The 15,479-nt window shown below is 70.2% G+C and carries 16 protein-coding genes; 3 read left to right on the top strand and 13 right to left on the bottom strand.

The features are described 5' to 3' along the window. Nucleotides 1–151 precede the first annotated feature (151 nt). The 4 genes from ACFWEP_RS06535 to ACFWEP_RS06520 form a co-directional block, all read right to left on the bottom strand. Nucleotides 152–913, bottom strand: a complete 762-nt coding sequence (locus ACFWEP_RS06535) for an isoprenyl transferase (protein ID WP_387366516.1) — start codon at nucleotides 911–913, stop codon at nucleotides 152–154. A gap of 723 nt (nucleotides 914–1,636) precedes the next feature. Next, the gene (locus ACFWEP_RS06530; protein ID WP_387366501.1) at nucleotides 1,637–2,074 is read right to left on the bottom strand and encodes a hypothetical protein; all 438 of its coding nucleotides are present in this window, start codon (nucleotides 2,072–2,074) and stop codon (nucleotides 1,637–1,639) included. Between the two features lie 86 nt (nucleotides 2,075–2,160). Further along, the gene (locus ACFWEP_RS06525) at nucleotides 2,161–2,997 is read right to left on the bottom strand and encodes a class I SAM-dependent methyltransferase (RefSeq protein ID WP_387366498.1); all 837 of its coding nucleotides are present in this window, start codon (nucleotides 2,995–2,997) and stop codon (nucleotides 2,161–2,163) included. Nucleotides 2,998–3,096: 99 nt separating this feature from the next. Beyond that, complete coding sequence (locus ACFWEP_RS06520; protein WP_387366495.1) at nucleotides 3,097–3,855, bottom strand: prepilin peptidase; 759 nt, start codon at nucleotides 3,853–3,855, stop codon at nucleotides 3,097–3,099. 399 nt (nucleotides 3,856–4,254) lie between these two features. Here ACFWEP_RS06520 and ACFWEP_RS06515 point away from each other — a divergent pair, with 399 nt between their 5' ends. Continuing rightward, nucleotides 4,255–4,641, top strand: a complete 387-nt coding sequence (locus tag ACFWEP_RS06515; protein ID WP_387366492.1) for a DUF192 domain-containing protein — start codon at nucleotides 4,255–4,257, stop codon at nucleotides 4,639–4,641. 62 nt (nucleotides 4,642–4,703) lie between these two features. Here ACFWEP_RS06515 and ACFWEP_RS06510 read toward each other — a convergent pair whose 3' ends face one another. Continuing rightward, nucleotides 4,704–5,486, bottom strand: coding sequence for a hypothetical protein (locus ACFWEP_RS06510; RefSeq protein WP_387366489.1), 783 nt, complete (start codon nucleotides 5,484–5,486; stop codon nucleotides 4,704–4,706). A 173-nt stretch (nucleotides 5,487–5,659) separates the two neighbouring features. Further along, nucleotides 5,660–6,286 carry a hypothetical protein gene (locus tag ACFWEP_RS06505; protein ID WP_387366486.1) on the bottom strand — a complete coding sequence of 209 codons (627 nt, stop codon included), beginning with the start codon at nucleotides 6,284–6,286 and terminating at the stop codon, nucleotides 5,660–5,662. Nucleotides 6,287–6,836: 550 nt separating this feature from the next. Here ACFWEP_RS06505 and ACFWEP_RS06500 point away from each other — a divergent pair. After that, nucleotides 6,837–7,427: a hypothetical protein gene (locus ACFWEP_RS06500; RefSeq protein ID WP_387366483.1), complete on the top strand. Its 591-nt coding sequence runs from the start codon at nucleotides 6,837–6,839 to the stop codon at nucleotides 7,425–7,427. 83 nt (nucleotides 7,428–7,510) lie between these two features. Then, entirely contained in the window at nucleotides 7,511–9,043 is a 1,533-nt protein-coding gene (locus tag ACFWEP_RS06495) for a S1 RNA-binding domain-containing protein (protein WP_387366480.1), read from the top strand. A gap of 590 nt (nucleotides 9,044–9,633) precedes the next feature. Here ACFWEP_RS06495 and ACFWEP_RS06490 read toward each other — a convergent pair. The 7 genes from ACFWEP_RS06490 to ACFWEP_RS06460 all read right to left on the bottom strand — a co-directional run bounded on the left by ACFWEP_RS06490 (nucleotide 9,634) and on the right by ACFWEP_RS06460 (nucleotide 15,453). Beyond that, nucleotides 9,634–10,203 carry a DUF4240 domain-containing protein gene (locus ACFWEP_RS06490; RefSeq protein WP_387366477.1) on the bottom strand — a complete coding sequence of 190 codons (570 nt, stop codon included), beginning with the start codon at nucleotides 10,201–10,203 and terminating at the stop codon, nucleotides 9,634–9,636. A 448-nt stretch (nucleotides 10,204–10,651) separates the two neighbouring features. Next, nucleotides 10,652–11,251, bottom strand: coding sequence for an OmpA family protein (locus ACFWEP_RS06485; RefSeq protein WP_387366513.1), 600 nt, complete (start codon nucleotides 11,249–11,251; stop codon nucleotides 10,652–10,654). A gap of 56 nt (nucleotides 11,252–11,307) precedes the next feature. Further along, nucleotides 11,308–11,919 carry a hypothetical protein gene (locus ACFWEP_RS06480; RefSeq protein WP_387366474.1) on the bottom strand — a complete coding sequence of 204 codons (612 nt, stop codon included), beginning with the start codon at nucleotides 11,917–11,919 and terminating at the stop codon, nucleotides 11,308–11,310. A 29-nt stretch (nucleotides 11,920–11,948) separates the two neighbouring features. Further along, on the bottom strand, nucleotides 11,949–12,557 hold the full coding sequence (locus tag ACFWEP_RS06475; RefSeq protein ID WP_387366471.1) for a pilus assembly protein TadG-related protein: 609 nt from the start codon (nucleotides 12,555–12,557) through the stop codon (nucleotides 11,949–11,951). Beyond that, entirely contained in the window at nucleotides 12,554–12,784 is a 231-nt protein-coding gene (locus ACFWEP_RS06470) for a hypothetical protein (RefSeq protein WP_387366468.1), read from the bottom strand. Before ACFWEP_RS06470 ends, ACFWEP_RS06475 begins: the two co-directional genes overlap by 4 nt. A gap of 252 nt (nucleotides 12,785–13,036) precedes the next feature. Beyond that, entirely contained in the window at nucleotides 13,037–14,068 is a 1,032-nt protein-coding gene (locus ACFWEP_RS06465) for a response regulator (protein ID WP_387366465.1), read from the bottom strand. 14 nt (nucleotides 14,069–14,082) lie between these two features. Beyond that, nucleotides 14,083–15,453, bottom strand: a complete 1,371-nt coding sequence (locus ACFWEP_RS06460; RefSeq protein WP_387366462.1) for a sensor histidine kinase — start codon at nucleotides 15,451–15,453, stop codon at nucleotides 14,083–14,085. Nucleotides 15,454–15,479 lie beyond the last annotated feature (26 nt).

Below are 15,479 nucleotides of genomic sequence, written 5' to 3'. Positions count from 1 at the left end.
GCCCCCGGTCGACGGGGACGCCCTCGTGGCGATGGTGCGTACGCATCCGGGCACGCGGCTACGCGTCGCACGTATGGGTCGCACGTATATATAGGGCAGTGCGCCGCACGACCCCGTGCCCGCTCCCGTTCCCGGGGAGGCGGTGCGCTCCTCAGGCGCCGTAGCGGCGGTGGCGGGCCGCGTAGTCGCGCAGCGCGCGGAGGAAGTCGACCTTGCGGAAGGCCGGCCAGAAGACCTCGCAGAAGTAGTACTCGGAGTGAGCGCTCTGCCACAGCATGAATCCGGAGAGGCGCTGCTCGCCGCTGGTACGGATCACGAGGTCGGGATCGGGCTGGCCTCGGGTGTAGAGGTGCTCGGAGATGAGATCGGTGGAGACGACCTCCGCGAGCTCCTCGAAGGTGGTGCCCTTGTCGGAGTGGTCCAGGAGCAGCGACCGGACGGCGTCGGCGATCTCCTGACGGCCGCCGTAGCCCACCGCGACGTTCACGATTATCCCGTCGACGTCGGCAGTGGCCTGCTCCGCCTCCTTGAGGACGGTCTGGGTCTGGGCGGGGAGCAGGTCCATGGTTCCCACGTGGTGGACCCGCCAGCGACCGTCCGCGGCCAGGTTGCTCACGGTGTTCTCGATGATGCCGAGAAGGGGCTTCAGCTCGGCCTCGGGGCGGTCGAAGTTGTCGGTCGACAGCAGCCAGAGGGTGACGACCTCCACATCGGTCTCGTTGCACCAGCCGAGCAGCTCGGAGATCTTGTCCGCACCGGCCTGGTGGCCCTGAACCGCGGAACCACCGGACGCCTTCGCCCAGCGGCGGTTGCCGTCGAGGATGACTCCGATGTGCTTCGGCACCTGCGAGTGGTCCAGCCGGCCTTCCACCCGGCGTGCGTAGAGCCCGTACACCAGGTCGCGCAAGTTCACTGAGTTCACCCTCTCGGTTCCGTTCGGGTCATCGGCCCGTCCGCCCCTGTCACAGGGGTACGGGGACCGCCCCGCGGGGGGTTCGCCGCCATGCCCGCACGGCCCCGCGCGGACGTGTGCCGCGCCTCGCGCCGGCGTTCCCCCGAAGCCGTCACATTACTGCGGGAAGGCGGTACGGGCCCAACCCGGTCTGTCACAACTCCGCGAAGACCAGAGAAACGTGGGCACTCCCCCACCCCTCGTGCCACCGTGTCGCGCGGCGACTCCGGGGAGTGCCGGGTGCATCGCGGAGGGCTCCGGCGCTGCGGAGGTGGCGGCGGGACTGCGGGGTCGCGGCCGTGAAGCCGGGGCCGTACGAGAAAACGGGCCGGTCCGTGGGGGGGATACGGACCGGCCCGAGGGGGGGAGCTCCACCCTAACCCTTCGTGAGCGTTATTGCCCGCCTCGCCACTCCACCACTACTCTCCGGATTCGGCGGACTCCGCAGCGGGCAGGGAATCCGGCATTCCGGGCGCGTGGGGCGGCCCCGAGCCGCCATCGGAGCGGCGTGCGGGACGACACGGGGACGGTCCGGACCGGCAGGGGCGCCCCCTCCGGGCCGGATCACACCGCTTCGGCGCGATTCAGGTCGCTTCGGACGGCTTGGGAACACTTCAGACCGGATGAATGGGACGACTTCAGCCGGATGAATGGGACGACTTCAGCCGGATGAATGGGACCACTTCAGACCGGATGAAAACGGATGACGAGCGCGTCCCCGGCGACGACCACGAAGTCGCCGTTCCCGCAGTGGATGACGGTCTCGCGCACCTGGTCGTTCTCGTCCCGGCTCTCCTGCGTCCCGGTGACCGTCCAGCCTTTCCCGTAAGGCGCGGGTGGCAGGCTGTTCAGCGGGCCGTGCACCCAGAGTCCCGCGGGCACGCACCAGTCCGGCAGCCGCGGCCAGGTGCCGGCGGTCACCCGGAGCGTCCGGTCGGAGGCACAGGTGATCAGGACCGACCGCTCCTCGGCGAGGACGAACTCCACCGCTTCGGGGCCCCCGGCCCGGCCGTCCGGGCGGTAGAAGACCCCGTGGACGCCGATGATCCAGGCGCCCCGGAGCCAGTCGGACCTGCCCGAGCGGTGCCGGCCGGCCGTCCCCCCGGACTGCTCGCTCCCCACACCACGCTCCCTCTCTCCGTAGGACTCGTCCAGGATCGCACTCTGCGGCACAAGACGGCGCGAGCGGAGGGAGGTTAATGATTTCCTCACCGAAAGCGGTCTCGTACGGGGCTTGTCGGCCTGCGCGCCTCGATGAGGAAGCGCGTGGTCCGGGCCCTGAACACGCCCTCGGCCTCGATCCGCCGGTGCAGCGACTCCAGTTGCGGCCGGTAGCCGTCGACGGTGAAGCCCGGCACCATCCAGATCACCTTGCGGAGAAAATAGACGACGGCCCCGATGTCGAAGAACGCGGTGTCCAGTGACTCCGACCGGAGGTCGGTCACGACCAGCCCTGCCGCCTCGGCGTCGGTACGGGCCCGCTCGGGGTCGCGGGCGGCGTACGCCGAAGGCGGCAGCGGGCCCCTGAAGTGCTCGACCAGCTCGAAGACGCTCGCCTGGCCCACCTGCTGGGAGAAGTACGTCCCGCCCGGGGCGAGTACCCGGGCGATCTCCTGCCACCAGGTGGTCACCGGGTGGCGGCTGACCACCAGGTCGAAGGCACCGTCCCCGAACGGCAGCGGCGGCTCGTCGGAGTCCACGACCACCGCCGCCCCGCGCGGGTGGAGAAGTGCGGTGGCACGGGCCACGTTCGGCGGCCACGACTCGGTGGCCGCCATGAGCGGCGGGAGGACGGGAGCCGAGGCCAGCACCTCGCCGCCGCCGGTCTGGATGTCGAGCGCGGCGGTGGCCCGGCCCAGCCGGTCGGCCATGCGGCGGGCGTATCCCCAGGAGGGCCGCTGCTCGGTCGCCCGCCCGTCCAGCCAGGAGAAGTCCCAGCCGTCCACTTCTGCCGCCTCCGCCTCGTCCACCAGCGCGGCGAAGCGGTCGGCGTCGGCCCCGGTGAGGGGCTGGGAGGGGACCGGGTTCTCCGGTTGCTTCGGCATGCCCGCAGGGTTCCAGGGCGGCGCGACGATCGCGAACGGTTTTGCGGCCGTCGGGCGCCGGATCGCCGTACATGCTCACGGCCGGCCCCTGCCCGGGCGTCACAGGGCGCCCAGGACGACCCCGGTCAACGCGCCCGCGATCATGAAGGGCCCGAACGGAATACCCGTACGGCGGTTCGCGCGCCGCAACACCAGCAGCCCGAGGCCGTACACCGCACCGTAGAGAAACCCGGCGAACCCGCCCGCGACCAGCACCGGCCAGCCGTACCAGCCGAGCACCACGCCGAGGGAGAGGGCGAGCTTCACGTCGCCGCGGCCCATCCCGTTCGGGTTGATCAGGTAGAGGACCAGGTAGAAGCAGCCCAGCGCGGCACCGCCGAGCAGCGCGCCGGACCAGGAGCCGCCGTGCTCCGGCAGCAGGGACACCACGCCCAGGAGGACGGCGGCGGCTCCGGCCAGGGGGAGGGTCAGCTGGTCGGGGAGGCGGTACACCCGGTGGTCGACTGCGGCGAGGAGGACGGCGACGGGTGCGAGCAGCAGCCAGACGGCCAGTTCGGGACGGGTACCGGTGGCAGCGGCCAGCAGGGCGCAGGCCGACGCGGTCACGGCGGCGAGGAGGACCTGCGGCGCGTACGGGGCGGTGGCGGAACCGTCCGCCGTACAGGCCCGGCAACCGGCGGCGCCCAGCCAGCCGCGGCTGGGGCCGGTCGCGGAGAAGGGGTGCCCGGCGGGGCACGCGTCCCGCCACGCCTCCTCCGGCTCCACCGAGAAGCGGTACGCGGCACGCGGGATCAACAGCCCGGTGGCAGCGCCCCAAACGGCGGCGAGAGTCACGACGGCGATCCGGATGGCGTCCACGGACCGACCCTAATCGCACTCCCCCGCACAGGTCTTGGGTCCGAGGGCCCACTGACGGCCGGCTCGCGTGCGGGGGTCGGCCAGGGCAGGCTCCGGGGTCGGCCCCGGAGCCTGCGGGGTCGGCCGGGGCAACCTGCGGGCGGACGCCGGGATCTTCGCCGGAGACGGCACGGAGCCTGCGGGATCGCCCAGGGCAACCTGCGGGCGGACGCCGGGATCTTCGCCAGAGACGGCACGGAGCCTGCGAGATCGCCCAGGGCAACCTGCGGGCGGACGCCGGGATCTCCGCCGGAGACGGCACGAAGCCTGCCGGGTCGTCCAGGGCAACCTGCGGGCGGACGCCGGGATCTTCGCCGGAGACGGCACGGAGCCTGCCGGTGGGCGCTACGGTCGGTACCCATGGGCAGATGGCGCGATGGCGACGGAACACTGACCGTGGGCGCGGGCGGCGAGGCGCGGGTGGTCCCGCTGCGGGTGGCCGCCTCCTACCGTGCGCGTACCCGAGGGCTGCTCGGGCAGGACGGGATCGAGGGGGCGCTGTTGCTCACGCCCTGTTCGAGCGTCCACACCTTCCGGATGCGGTTCGCCATCGACGTGGCTTATCTGGACCGGAGGTTGAACGTCCTCGCCGTCCGCACGATGAAGCCCGGCCGGCTCGGCCTGCCCCGGCTGCGCGCCCGCCACGCGGTGGAGTCGCAGGCGGGGGCGATGGCCGGGTGGGGGCTGCGGCCGGGGGTACGGGTGACGGTGGGGACTACGGACGGGGCGGAGCCGGCCGGCGGTTGAACCCCGTCGCGGGGAGATCGCGGGGCCCTGGTCCCGGTGACCTCGGGCGACCTCGGCGAATGTCACGGGGCGGGCGGAAGCTTCCCGGCCTGCGCGGTGACGAGCGCGGGCGGGATCTCCGGGACCTCGCCGTCCAGGTAGTTGGCCGCGCTGAAGACGACGACGGCGCCCGCGCCCCGTACGACGGTGAACACCAGCGGGCTCCGGTGCCCGTCGCGGTCGCACACCATCCGGAATGCCAGCGCGTCCTGGCCCACGCGCGGAGCGGGCAACGCGGTGACGGCGAAGTACGCGGCAGGCCCGTCGTCCCCCCGGGTGCCGAAGCCGCCCGCACAGACGTCGACGGCCCGCCGCACCCGGTCCAGCAGCGACGCGGCGCCGTCGTCGGCGTAGGCGGCCAGCAGCAGCGTCACCACGGTCTGGTCGTCCCTCCCGGCACGGGACGCGTCGACAGCGGTACGCAGCACGGAGGCCGCAGGGGCCGGTTCGGGGGCCAGGTTGACCAGATCGGCGAGCGGCGCGCAGGAGGGGGTGTCGGACCGTTCGGTGCCGCCCGCCTCCTCGTACCGCAGGGGCGCGATCACGTAACCCTTCAACTCACCGCTCCGCAGCACCATTTCTGAGGGGGAAGCCGCAGGCGACCCGGCGGGCTCGTGACCCGAGGAGGCGGCGGCGACGGAAGCCGGTGCGGGGGACGGAACCGCCAGGATTCCGTCCGTGATCCCCGGACGCGGGCTCCCCCGGCCCGCTCCCGCGCCGCCCGGCGCGCAGGCCCCCGCGGCCAGACAGAGCGCCACGGCGACGAGCCCGCCCGCCACACGTCCGGCCCGTCTTCGCATCGCCACCGCCCGTCCTCCGCTCAGCACACCCGTGCCCGTGCCGCCCGCCAGGTCCGCCCGCCGCGTCCCTCGGCCGTGTCCGTCCACCCTGCACCTCACGTGTAACGCCTGCGTGTCACGGGGCGACGGCGTGAGGGCGCGACGCGCGCCAGGAGCGCGACGGCGGGCACGGTGCGGCGTCAGGCGGGCTGCCGCAGACCGGCCCTCCGGCCGTCCACCGCCGTCGGCCAGGGCGGCTGCGGCTGTGCGGTGCACCCGGTGACCGCCAGAGCCAGCCGGTAACGCCCCTCCTCGGCCGCCTTCGACCGGAGCGAGGACAGCGACGAGGACAACTCCGCCGCCCTCAACGACATGATCAACGACACGTCACGGTTCTGCGCGCCGTCCTCCTCCGCCGGGAGCCGCTTCGCCCCATGAAAGTACATCTCCCGCGCGAAGTCCCGCGCGAAAAGGGACGGTTCCACCGCGCCTCCCGGTCCGCCGCGACCCTCCGGACAGGCGGCGAGTACCAGCGCGGAGTACAGCGCGCGGGCGCCGGTCCTGGCCAGCACGTCGAGACCGGCGACGGCTCCGGGGCCGTGCAGTTCGGGCAACCCGTGCAGCCGCCGGAGCAGACCGGGGACGGCGGCGGTGGGTTGCGGGCGAGGGCTCCAGAGCAGGTCGACGGCGGTCCGGCACGCCTCCAGGTCGTCGGTGCGACCGGCCAGCTCCAGGGATCGCAGCAGCACGACGGAGGCGCGCTCCGCGCAGGTGGCGGAAAAAGCCCTGGCCTGCGGCAAGCTCCCCAGGAAGACCAGGCTGCGCACACTCTCCAGCACCCTCACCGCTCAGGACCGCCCGCATGGCCGCGCACCGGGCCCGCTGCGGGTGGGCGGCGCCGTGCCGCCGTCCGGATCTCCGGTCCGCCCCACCCAGCAAGTCCATGCGGCGGAGACATGGACTCCCGTTCTTCCAGCACCAGTTGTTGCGAGGTCAGCACGTCCTCGGTCACCTTCCCGTCTGCGTGCGGCCCGGCACAGTGGGGGAGCGCCGGACCGCGGTCTCGTGGTCGTTCGCGATTGCTCGTGCGTTGCTCGCGATTGCTCGTGGCCGTTCACGATTGCTCGTGCCTTGCTCGTGCCTTGCTCGTGATCGTCCGTGGTCTATGGGTTCGACGCTAGCTCCGTTTCCCGGTGCGGTCTTGGGCCCCAGGGCTCAGTCGAGGGCCCACCCGCCGGAGCCGTGAAAGAGCCCATCAACAGCTCTGTACCGAACGGAACTTGGGTCTCCCTTGGGGCCGGGGGCCCGTGCGTGCGGGCACGTTCGCCACCTACCCTCCGAAGAGGGCCATGGGCGTGCGCCGGGGAGAGGTGGACCATGAGCGGTGACGGCTGGCGAGAGGACCGGGGCGCGGCCCGCGAGGACGCCGGAACCGGTCGCGGCGGAACAGGTGGCGGCCCGCGCACCGGATGGTTCGCTCCCCTCACCCGCAGTTGGACGGCGGGCGCGCTGGTGTTCGTGACCCTCTGCTTCATGGCCGACCGCGCGTCGGACGTGATGCTGGGCTCCCCTGAACGCCTGGAGGACTTCGGCAGTCGGCTCCTCCTGCTGCACGTACCCCGCCTCGCCGTCACCGCCCTGGCCGTACTGGTCGCGGCCCGGCTGCTCCCCGAGACCCACCGGGCGTCCCGAACGCTGTACCCGCTCGGCTGTCTGACCGTCCCGCTCGTCGGGCTCGGCTACGGCTACGGCGTCTCCTGGGAGCTGGTGGGCATCGAGGGCGTACTCATGCCGGCCGTCTCTCTCCTCACCGGCGCGGTCGTGGGGATCGCGCTGGACCGGCTGCTGGATGAGCGCGCCTCGCCCCACTCCCCGCCGTCCTCGTACCGGTACCCGTACCCGTCCGGACGGCGTGACGGCGGCGGCCGGACGGGCGGCCACGACTGGCGGGCCCGGGGCGACCAGTAGCGGCGGCGGGAACGATCCGTCGCGCCCGAGCGTCTGCGGACGTGGGCGCCCCGGCGAGGGCCGGGCTGCGGGAAGATGGAGGCGTGCTGCCCTACGTCTATCGCGTCACCAAGTACGACCCCGCCGACCGTGATGAACACGGCCACTACACCGGTGCCGAGGACACCATCAGCGACCGCGGCCAGGTCGAGGGCGCCTACCTGCGAGCGATCAAGGCGTTCGCCTCGGACAGCGGCGTCGAGCGCTTGGCGGTGCGCGAGCCGCACCTCCCGGTGCCCTGCGTGAACTTCGGGCTGGAGCCACCGATGGACGGCTTCGGGCTGGACGGTCTCTTCCCGACCGGGCCGGACGGTTTCCACGATGGTGCGGAGGTCTCGGTCGGCACCGCGACGGAACTTGTACGGGTCATGCTGCGCGACGGTGGCGCTTGGTGTCGGCTGGAAGTGGAGGACACCTTCGCCGTGCACGTGGGCTGGGACCAGTACATGTACGTCGGCAGCAGTCGGCCCTGCGAAACCGCGGTGGCCCGGACCCGCGCGCTCGGGTTGTTCCCTGAACGGACAGACACCTCGCCGTACGCCTTCGAAGCCGAGGACGAAAGTCCCCAGCGGCCGGCCGACGACGAGTTCTGGGGCCATGTGCGCTGGTCGATGGCAGGGACCGAGGCCAGGGTTCTGGAAGAGCAGTCCGCCCACAACTCCGGGCGCTGGCACCGCCTCACCCCGGACACCATCGACACCGTCCGCGCCGGACTCGCTCCCCGAGCCAGGCTGGCCATCTGGCCGGACCTGTCCTCCGACATCGACGGGGTACTCGCCACGATCCCCACCGAGGGCCGTGTCGAGTGTGTCTGGCAGGGCGGAGACGGGCGGATGCACAGCGCCACCGCCGACGAAGACGAGGTCCCGGAGCTGGCCGCCCGGCTCTCCAGCGCTTCCGCCGCGATGATCCTGCCCATGTACGCCGACGAGCGCGTCCCGCTGCTGGCCGCCGTCCTGCCCGACGGCGACGGGGTGGTACGCGCACGCTGGGAGATCGACCCCACCCCGAGCACTCGGAAATGGGCGCTCCTCAAGACTCTTCACCGAGGTGGGACCGTCACCGGCCGGGTGACCCGGATCGCCGACTTCTGCGTCACTTTCGTGGACATCGGCGGCTTCGAAGCGATGATCAATGTCCCCGAGCTGTCATGGCGTCCCTTCAACCACCCCTCCGAGGTCGTCGCCGTCGGCCAGGAGATCAGTGCCGAAATCCTCGACGTCGACCCGATTCGCGCACGCGTGTCGCTGTCGCTCAAGGCCCTGCACGAAGACCCGATGCCACTGCTCCTCGGACAGATCGGCCAGACCGTCGTCGGCCGCGTCACCAAGCTCGTACCGTTCGGCGTGTTCGTACGCGTCGAAGAGAAGGAGAACGGCTTCGAGGGGCTGGTGCACAACACCGAACTGGGCGGCAAGGGCCCGGAGGAGCCGAGGGTGGCCGTCGGCGACGCACTCCCCGTGAAGATCCTGGACATCGACCTGGTCCGGCGCCGCATCACCCTCTCGCACCGGCAAGCGATCTCCCCAGCCAGGGCGAACCCGGCGCCTGAACAGTCCAGGTCTACCGGGGCCTGAGACCACCACCCTCGATCAGCCCGCCAGTCCTGGAGCCAGGACACGAAGTCGACTTCCGGCTCTGCTGCCTCTCCCGCCTCGGCACAAGGGGCCGCGCCTCCGTCGCCCAACCACCGGACTCAGCCGCGTTGAGGCCGAGTCACGATGCGAATCCAGAACCCATGGCCACGGTTGCTGCCCAAGAGGATCAATCCGTCCTGATGGATGCCATGCAGTAGGGGCGAGTGCTGGTGGTGGTCGTAGAAGTCGTACTCCCCTTGCCATTCCCTTCGAGGGGGAATGGCGCCGTGGGCCTCCGCAGCGCCCTGCCATCGAATGGTTCGGGGCTCAGCCGGCACTCGGCTTTCCAGCGCTGCCGGCTGTCGGGGAGTCGTCCCAGCGGCAGAAGCTCGTGCGCGGAGGGTGGGCCTTCCTGAATGCCGTTGGAGATCTCAGCGACGAACGTGCGACACGACTCCGGCGGTTCGAGGGCCTGTTCGGCCTCCCTGCCCGGACACCGGTCCAGCCATGGGCTGGGCAGCGGAGGACGTGAGGACCGGCTCCGGTGAGGGCGGACATCGGCATGCGGAGTCGCTGCTTGGCAAGGTCGGTCATGGGGCGTCACGAAGGCAGAGGGCGGCGAGCCGCGGCAGTCGGCGCCGCATCTCATCGGGATCGTCGAAGTCGAAGTCCTCTCCCATGCCTTCGGAGCCCCGTTCGGCGCTGTCCCGGGAGGTTCTGTACGCGTCCCACGCCTCGTAGAAGTCCTCCCCGTCGCCGGTGATGCGCGCGAACGCTTCACTGGCTGCGTAGTTGACCTCCTCGTAGAAGAGAGCCTCGTCGCGGTGCACAGTCGCGGCGGCGATCACTGCCGGGTGCTCAGCAAGACTGTCCGGGCAAGCCGCTGCCTTCTCGTACCAGTGGCGGCCCAGGGCGATCAGGCCGGCACGGAAGTCCGTGAAACTGTCGTCCGAGCAGCCGCCGCCGATGAGGTAGGCGGCAGCCCACACGTCCCATCGATACACCGCGGCACGCACCTCGTCGAAGCGTTCCTGGTAGCTGAGGACACCGTCCTTGGTGAGGACGGCCAGCTCATCGACCAGGGCTTCGGCGAAAGGCATGTCCGGACCACCGGCCGATCGGGCGGCCTCGATGATGGTCCAGAACTCAGAGGTGTCCATGCCGGGGCACTCTGCCAGTCGGGTGTGACAACGGCTCCCGTGAGGGGGCAGCCCTCACCGTGATCACGGCGGAGGGCGGACCGACCCTGTCTTCCGAGACCCCAGGGGAGTCACGGTGCGGACAGCCGATCCCTCAGGACCACTTCATCGCGTGCCGTGGTGGCAGCCATCCGCACTACCTCGGCGGTCTCCCCGTCGTGGCGGACCCACGTACCCACCCGATCCCGGCCCAGCTCCGGTTCGCGATCTGCCCCAGCCGAACATCATCTGCATCGGCGCCCCGCGGCTCGTCCAGGAGGTCGGTGCCGACTCCGGCCTGGGGGGCTCACGGCGGCGACTCCGGCCTGCGGGGCTCACGGCGGCGACACGGATGCCGCCGCCGTGCAACTCTCGCTGAGGTTGTGCAGCGAGTCCTGAGGCCACGTATCAGCTCGGCAGGAGCTCGGTGTCAGGAAGTGGCACCGCGCGGGAAGGAGACCTCCACGCGACGGTTCTTCTTCCGGCCTTCCTCGGTGCTGTTGTCCGCGATCGGGTACTCCTCGCCGTACCCGCGGATCTCGAAGGTGACCTCGGCGCCGAACTCCTTCGAGAGCAACGCGTGCACGGCCTCCGCGCGCTGCTTGGAGAGCACGTCGCCGTGGGCCGAGGAGCCCAGGTTGTCGGTGAAGCCGAAGATCCGGACCTGGGTGGCGTTCTGCGCCTTGATCTCGGCCGCGATGGCCTCGATGCGGGAGTTCGCCTGCGGACTCAGCTTCGCGCTGTCCTTGCCGAAGAGCACCTCGGCCTGGAGCGCGAACTTGATGGACTGGTTCGAGTCCTCCCGCCGCTCCTCACCGCCCATGTCCTCGACGACCTGCACGATGTCGAGAACCTTGCCGGGGGCCAGCGTGCCGCCCTCGGGCATCTTGAGGTCGGGGTCGTTGGCGTCGAGGGGGACGGGGGCCTCGGACGTGGCCTCGGTGCCGGGGGGCGTGCTGGGGCCGTCGTCGGCGTAGGAGGTGGTACCGAGAAACACCGTGGTACCTGCGAGCATCAGCCCCACGACCATGGTGGCTCCGGCGTGGCTCCGGCGCCACTGCCGCTGCGTGGTGGTCATGTCCCCGCTCACCCAGAGATCTTCAGTGACGTGGTGGCGAACGTAGGCAGGGTGAAGTCCACCTCGTTGGTGGTGTCGGGCGGTGCGGGGAACTGCATGAAGACGGAGGCGGATCCACCTGGCGACAGGGGTGCGATGGCGGTCGTGCACAGGCATCGCGCGTCGGTGTCGCGCAGGACGTAGTATCGCTTCTTGCCTGTCTTGTCCACCAACGTCGCCCCCGCGACGGAGTTGGGGTTCTTGGCGACGATCGTGGGTTCCTGACCTCCCCATCCGGCGGTATTACGCGTCTCGCTGCCGGTGTTCTTGATCTCGGCCTGCACGGTGACGAAGCCACCCGCGTCCCGCTTCACCGCGTGGACGACCAGGGTGAGGCCGTCCTCTCCCTGGGCTTCGGCGAGCTTCACATTCGGGTCGACCGGGTCTCCCGCGGCCGTGTCCGGCTGCTGCTGCCCCTTGTCCTCCGCAGCCGGGCTGGACGATGCCGAGGGCGAGCCGGCAGCTCCGCTGTCGGTACCGTCGCTGTCCCCTCCACAACCGGTGAGCGCGAGGGCAACCGTCGCGGACATCGCGACAGTCATCATCACCCTCTGGGGTCTCGTGGTGCGCCGAATGCTCATGGGCCGATCCCTCTACTCGTCGTTCGCTGTCATTTGTCGACCAAGTGCACGTCGAAGAGAATCTTGCTCACGCTGGACCAAGGCGGGGGGCTGCTTGGCCGGATCTCGGCCATCTTTCCGCCGTCACAGGTGAAGAAGTAGATGTCCTGGACGCCGTCGTCATTCAGATCGACGGACCTCCAGTCGCACCGGAACTCGACGATGGCGGTCGCCTCCGCCGTGGCCCGAGTCTTGTCGGATCCCGGAATCACCGACGAGTCAACCGTGTCTCGACCCTCCACCTCCGTGGTGATCGTGTCACGGCGACCGCCTTCTTCCGGGATGCAACTCCTGAGGTCCGCTCCGTTGTCCGACGCGAATCCCTGAGCCGCACCGCACGCGGCGTAGAAGGGGGACGCCTGAAGGAACACGTCTATCGAGTTGGTCCAGAGGGCGGCGATGAAGGGGGCTTCGAATTGCTCACGGGCGGCCTGCGCCGCCGCCAACGCGGATGCATCCGCCGCCCCCTGGGCGCCGTTGCGGAGTGCCGAGGCTTTACCGACAGCGAAAAAAGCCAACGCGAGGAAGAGCAGGCCTGCCACCATCATCACGTAGATGGGGAAGGCCTGCCCTCGGTCCAGCCGGGTTCGTGCGGTCACTTGGTCGTGATGGACGTGACCAGGCCCTTGATGCGCTCCGAGATCGCACCGCCGATCCCGGTCGCCACGATCGCGCCGATGATCGCCACAACCACCAGGATGATGCCGAGGTACTCGAAAGCCGTCTGGCCCCGGTCCTTCGCCGCGTAGCGCTTCTGCATCGCGGAGACCGCGGTGTTGGCCCAGCCGTTGACGCGGACTGCGGTCTTCAGGGTGATGTTCGACATGGTGGTCCCCTCCTGGTCCGGCCGACCGATTGTCGGCCGACTCGCGCGTTCCCGTGGCGTCGCGTCCGGTACCGGCTTCCTCCTGGCCGGGGCCTTTCGCGGCATGGAGAACATACGACGAAGAGGCCTCGACTCCGGAGGGCCCCAGGGCCCATTCCCGGGCCCAAAACCCATTTCGGGTGACGTTGTTGCGCACGCAACCAACGCGCGCCCCCTCCGCACCCAGCGTCTCGGTCGTCCTGCGCCCCATCACTACCGGCCTCCCCGCGACTCCCGGTCCGCCGAAGGTGCTGTACCCAGCCAGCGGGCTATGGCCTCGCTACGGGTACCGCTGTGCAGCTTCGTGAAGATGCGGTTGATGTGGTTCTTCACGGTCTTCTCGGAGATGAAGCACGTGGCAGCGATTTGCCGATTGCTCATGCCGCTCGCAATCAGCTCCATGATCTCCACCTCGCGCGAACTCAGGCCGTATTGCTGGCGGTTGACAGATCCAATCGAACTGCCGCTCACAGTCGACTGTCCCACAATCGGTTGCAGCTGCGAAAGTCCTTCCGGTGACAAGTCCTTACTCTGCCGGGCCTCCGTAAGAACGGGCTCGGACTCTGCGGACACGACACGAGTGGCGCTCCGGGACGGGCCCTCCAAGGTGAGAGCGGTACCCAGCCCCTCGGGAAGCCCAGCCGAGTGCACGGGAACACCCTGACGCATGTGGTCGAGGAGCGCGTCCACGGCCGTGGCGGTGAAGTGTGCCCGGCCGTCATTCGTGTCGCGAACCGCCTGCACGAGCTGGCCGGCACTGAACTCACCGTGGACCAGGTACCCGCTCGCACCCAAACGGAGTGCCTCCTGGACAATCTCGCTCTCACGGCTGTACGTCAGCATCAGAACCGGCGCGATCGGCACGAGGTGCGGCAGGGCTGATATGCCATCAACGCCCGGCATCCGTACGTCGAGCAGGACAACGTCCGGCCGGTGGAGCAGCGCCGCCTCGTACGCCTGCCGTCCGTCCGTCGCCTCGGCCACCACCTCGATGTCGGGCCTCCCCGAGAGCAGGACCTTGAGGCCGGCCCGGACGACGGGATTGTCGTCGGCCACCACGACCCTCAGCACTACGGGCGAGGCGGTGGGGGGTGGTGGGAAGGGGGAAGGATCGGCCTTGGATGTCGCGAACTGCTGCCCGTCCGTGACTCCTTGGACATCTCGGACCGGACCGGCGGCCGCGAGGTGGTCCGATCCGCGGCTGGGAACCGAGGGCCCAGTCGCCCGGTATCCGTTCTCCGGCATTCTGCGGCCTCCTCTCATAATCTCTTCGACGTGGGGGTGGAGGGCGGCGTCGGCCTGAGTGGGTCCGGTTCCGGCCGCTCCGGCCCTGAGACGGCTCCCGCGGAACTGAGAGCCGCCAGTGGGAGGTCGAGGCGCACTTCGGTGCCCCGCGCGGCCTCGCCCTGACCGATGCGGATGCGCGCGCCGATCGAGGCCGCGCGTTCCACCATGCCGACGAGGCCGAAGTGGCCCGCTCTCCTCAAGGTTTCGAGGGTGGTACCGTCCGGCAGCCCGCGCCCGTCGTCGCACACACTTACGCGCAGGACATCGCCCTGCACACCTGCGAGGACGAGGAGACGGGTCGGGGCGGCGTGCCGGCTCGCATTCTCCATCGCCTCGGAGGCGACGGTGAGAAGCTGCCGTGCCACCGCAGGGGGCATTGGCGGTACCGGCAGGTCGCTCAACGGCCGGAAGGCCGCACCGACGGGGTGGCGGTTCGTGAAGTCCTCCGTGCGAGCCATCAGTTCGGCCATCACATCGACACCGCCGTCCAATCCAGATTCGCGCCGCAGATCGGTGAGTAGTTCGCGGGACTCCGCTGCGGCACGGCGAGCGGAGCGCGCGACGAGCTCTGCGTGGCTCCGGACAGTCAACGGGTCCATCCGGTCGGCCGAACCGGCTAGACCTTCCGCAGCCATGGCTAGCCCGTGCAGGGTCTTCGCCACGGAATCGTGCATCTCGCGCGCGAGACGGGTGCGCTCGCCCTCCACCGCCTCGTTCACTGCGAGCCTCGCGCGGGTCTCGGTAAGGGCCTGGCTGGCCGTGCCGAACCGGATCAGAAGATTACGCAGGGTGACGCCGACAGCCCCCGCAATGACACAGAAGCCCGGCAACAGCAGGGCACTTCCGTCCTCACTGCGAAGACTTGGAACAGTGTTGTACACGCCGAGAACAATGACGATCTGGAGCGCCGCGAAGACGGCCGCGCCCCTCCAGCCGTAGACGAGCCCGGCCAGCAGAGGAGTGCAGACAGTGACGTACGCGAGGGTCGACTCCGGAGTGGCCGTGACCAGCAACAGAGCTCCCAGAAACACGTCAATGCCGAGAACCCAGCGGTGGCGCAACAGCTGTGGCCCGAACCGCTCCCAGTCACGGAAGAGAACGTATGACCCCATGAAGGTCACGAGGATCGCGCCGCCGATCAGCCAGGTCGCGGCCCCCGGCGCGGTGTGTCCTATGGCGAAGGGAGTGGCGATGGCGATCATCGCCAGCCTGAAGCCGAAGACCTGTCGGCACATGGCCTGCAGTGCGTTGACCTGAATGGCCAGAGTGGGAACCGCCTGCACACCGATGGAGGAATGGGTGAGCTCCCCGATCAGCGCGTGCCATCGTCCTCCTCGCTCCATGGACGCCGCTCCTCCTTCCCGCGCAC

The organism is Streptomyces sp. NPDC060198 (assembly GCF_042728415.1).
In the GTDB taxonomy this organism is placed as follows: Bacteria; Actinomycetota; Actinomycetes; order Streptomycetales; family Streptomycetaceae; genus Streptomyces.
This window is presented reverse-complemented; position numbering and strand designations above follow the sequence as displayed.

Excerpts from the sequence above, each read along its gene's own strand:
- ACFWEP_RS06525 (WP_387366498.1), bottom strand. The coding sequence starts at position 2,997 with ATGCCGAAGCAACCGGAGAACCCGGTCCCCTCCCAGCCCCTCACCGGG.
- ACFWEP_RS06485 (WP_387366513.1), bottom strand. The coding sequence starts at position 11,251 with ATGGTCGTGGGGCTGATGCTCGCAGGTACCACGGTGTTTCTCGGTACC.
- ACFWEP_RS06470 (WP_387366468.1), bottom strand. The coding sequence starts at position 12,784 with ATGTCGAACATCACCCTGAAGACCGCAGTCCGCGTCAACGGCTGGGCC.
- ACFWEP_RS06500 (WP_387366483.1), top strand. The coding sequence starts at position 6,837 with ATGAGCGGTGACGGCTGGCGAGAGGACCGGGGCGCGGCCCGCGAGGAC.
- ACFWEP_RS06480 (WP_387366474.1), bottom strand. The coding sequence starts at position 11,919 with ATGAGCATTCGGCGCACCACGAGACCCCAGAGGGTGATGATGACTGTC.
- ACFWEP_RS06465 (WP_387366465.1), bottom strand. The coding sequence starts at position 14,068 with ATGCCGGAGAACGGATACCGGGCGACTGGGCCCTCGGTTCCCAGCCGC.
- ACFWEP_RS06460 (WP_387366462.1), bottom strand. The coding sequence starts at position 15,453 with ATGGAGCGAGGAGGACGATGGCACGCGCTGATCGGGGAGCTCACCCAT.
- ACFWEP_RS06490 (WP_387366477.1), bottom strand. The coding sequence starts at position 10,203 with ATGGACACCTCTGAGTTCTGGACCATCATCGAGGCCGCCCGATCGGCC.
- ACFWEP_RS06515 (WP_387366492.1), top strand. The coding sequence starts at position 4,255 with ATGGGCAGATGGCGCGATGGCGACGGAACACTGACCGTGGGCGCGGGC.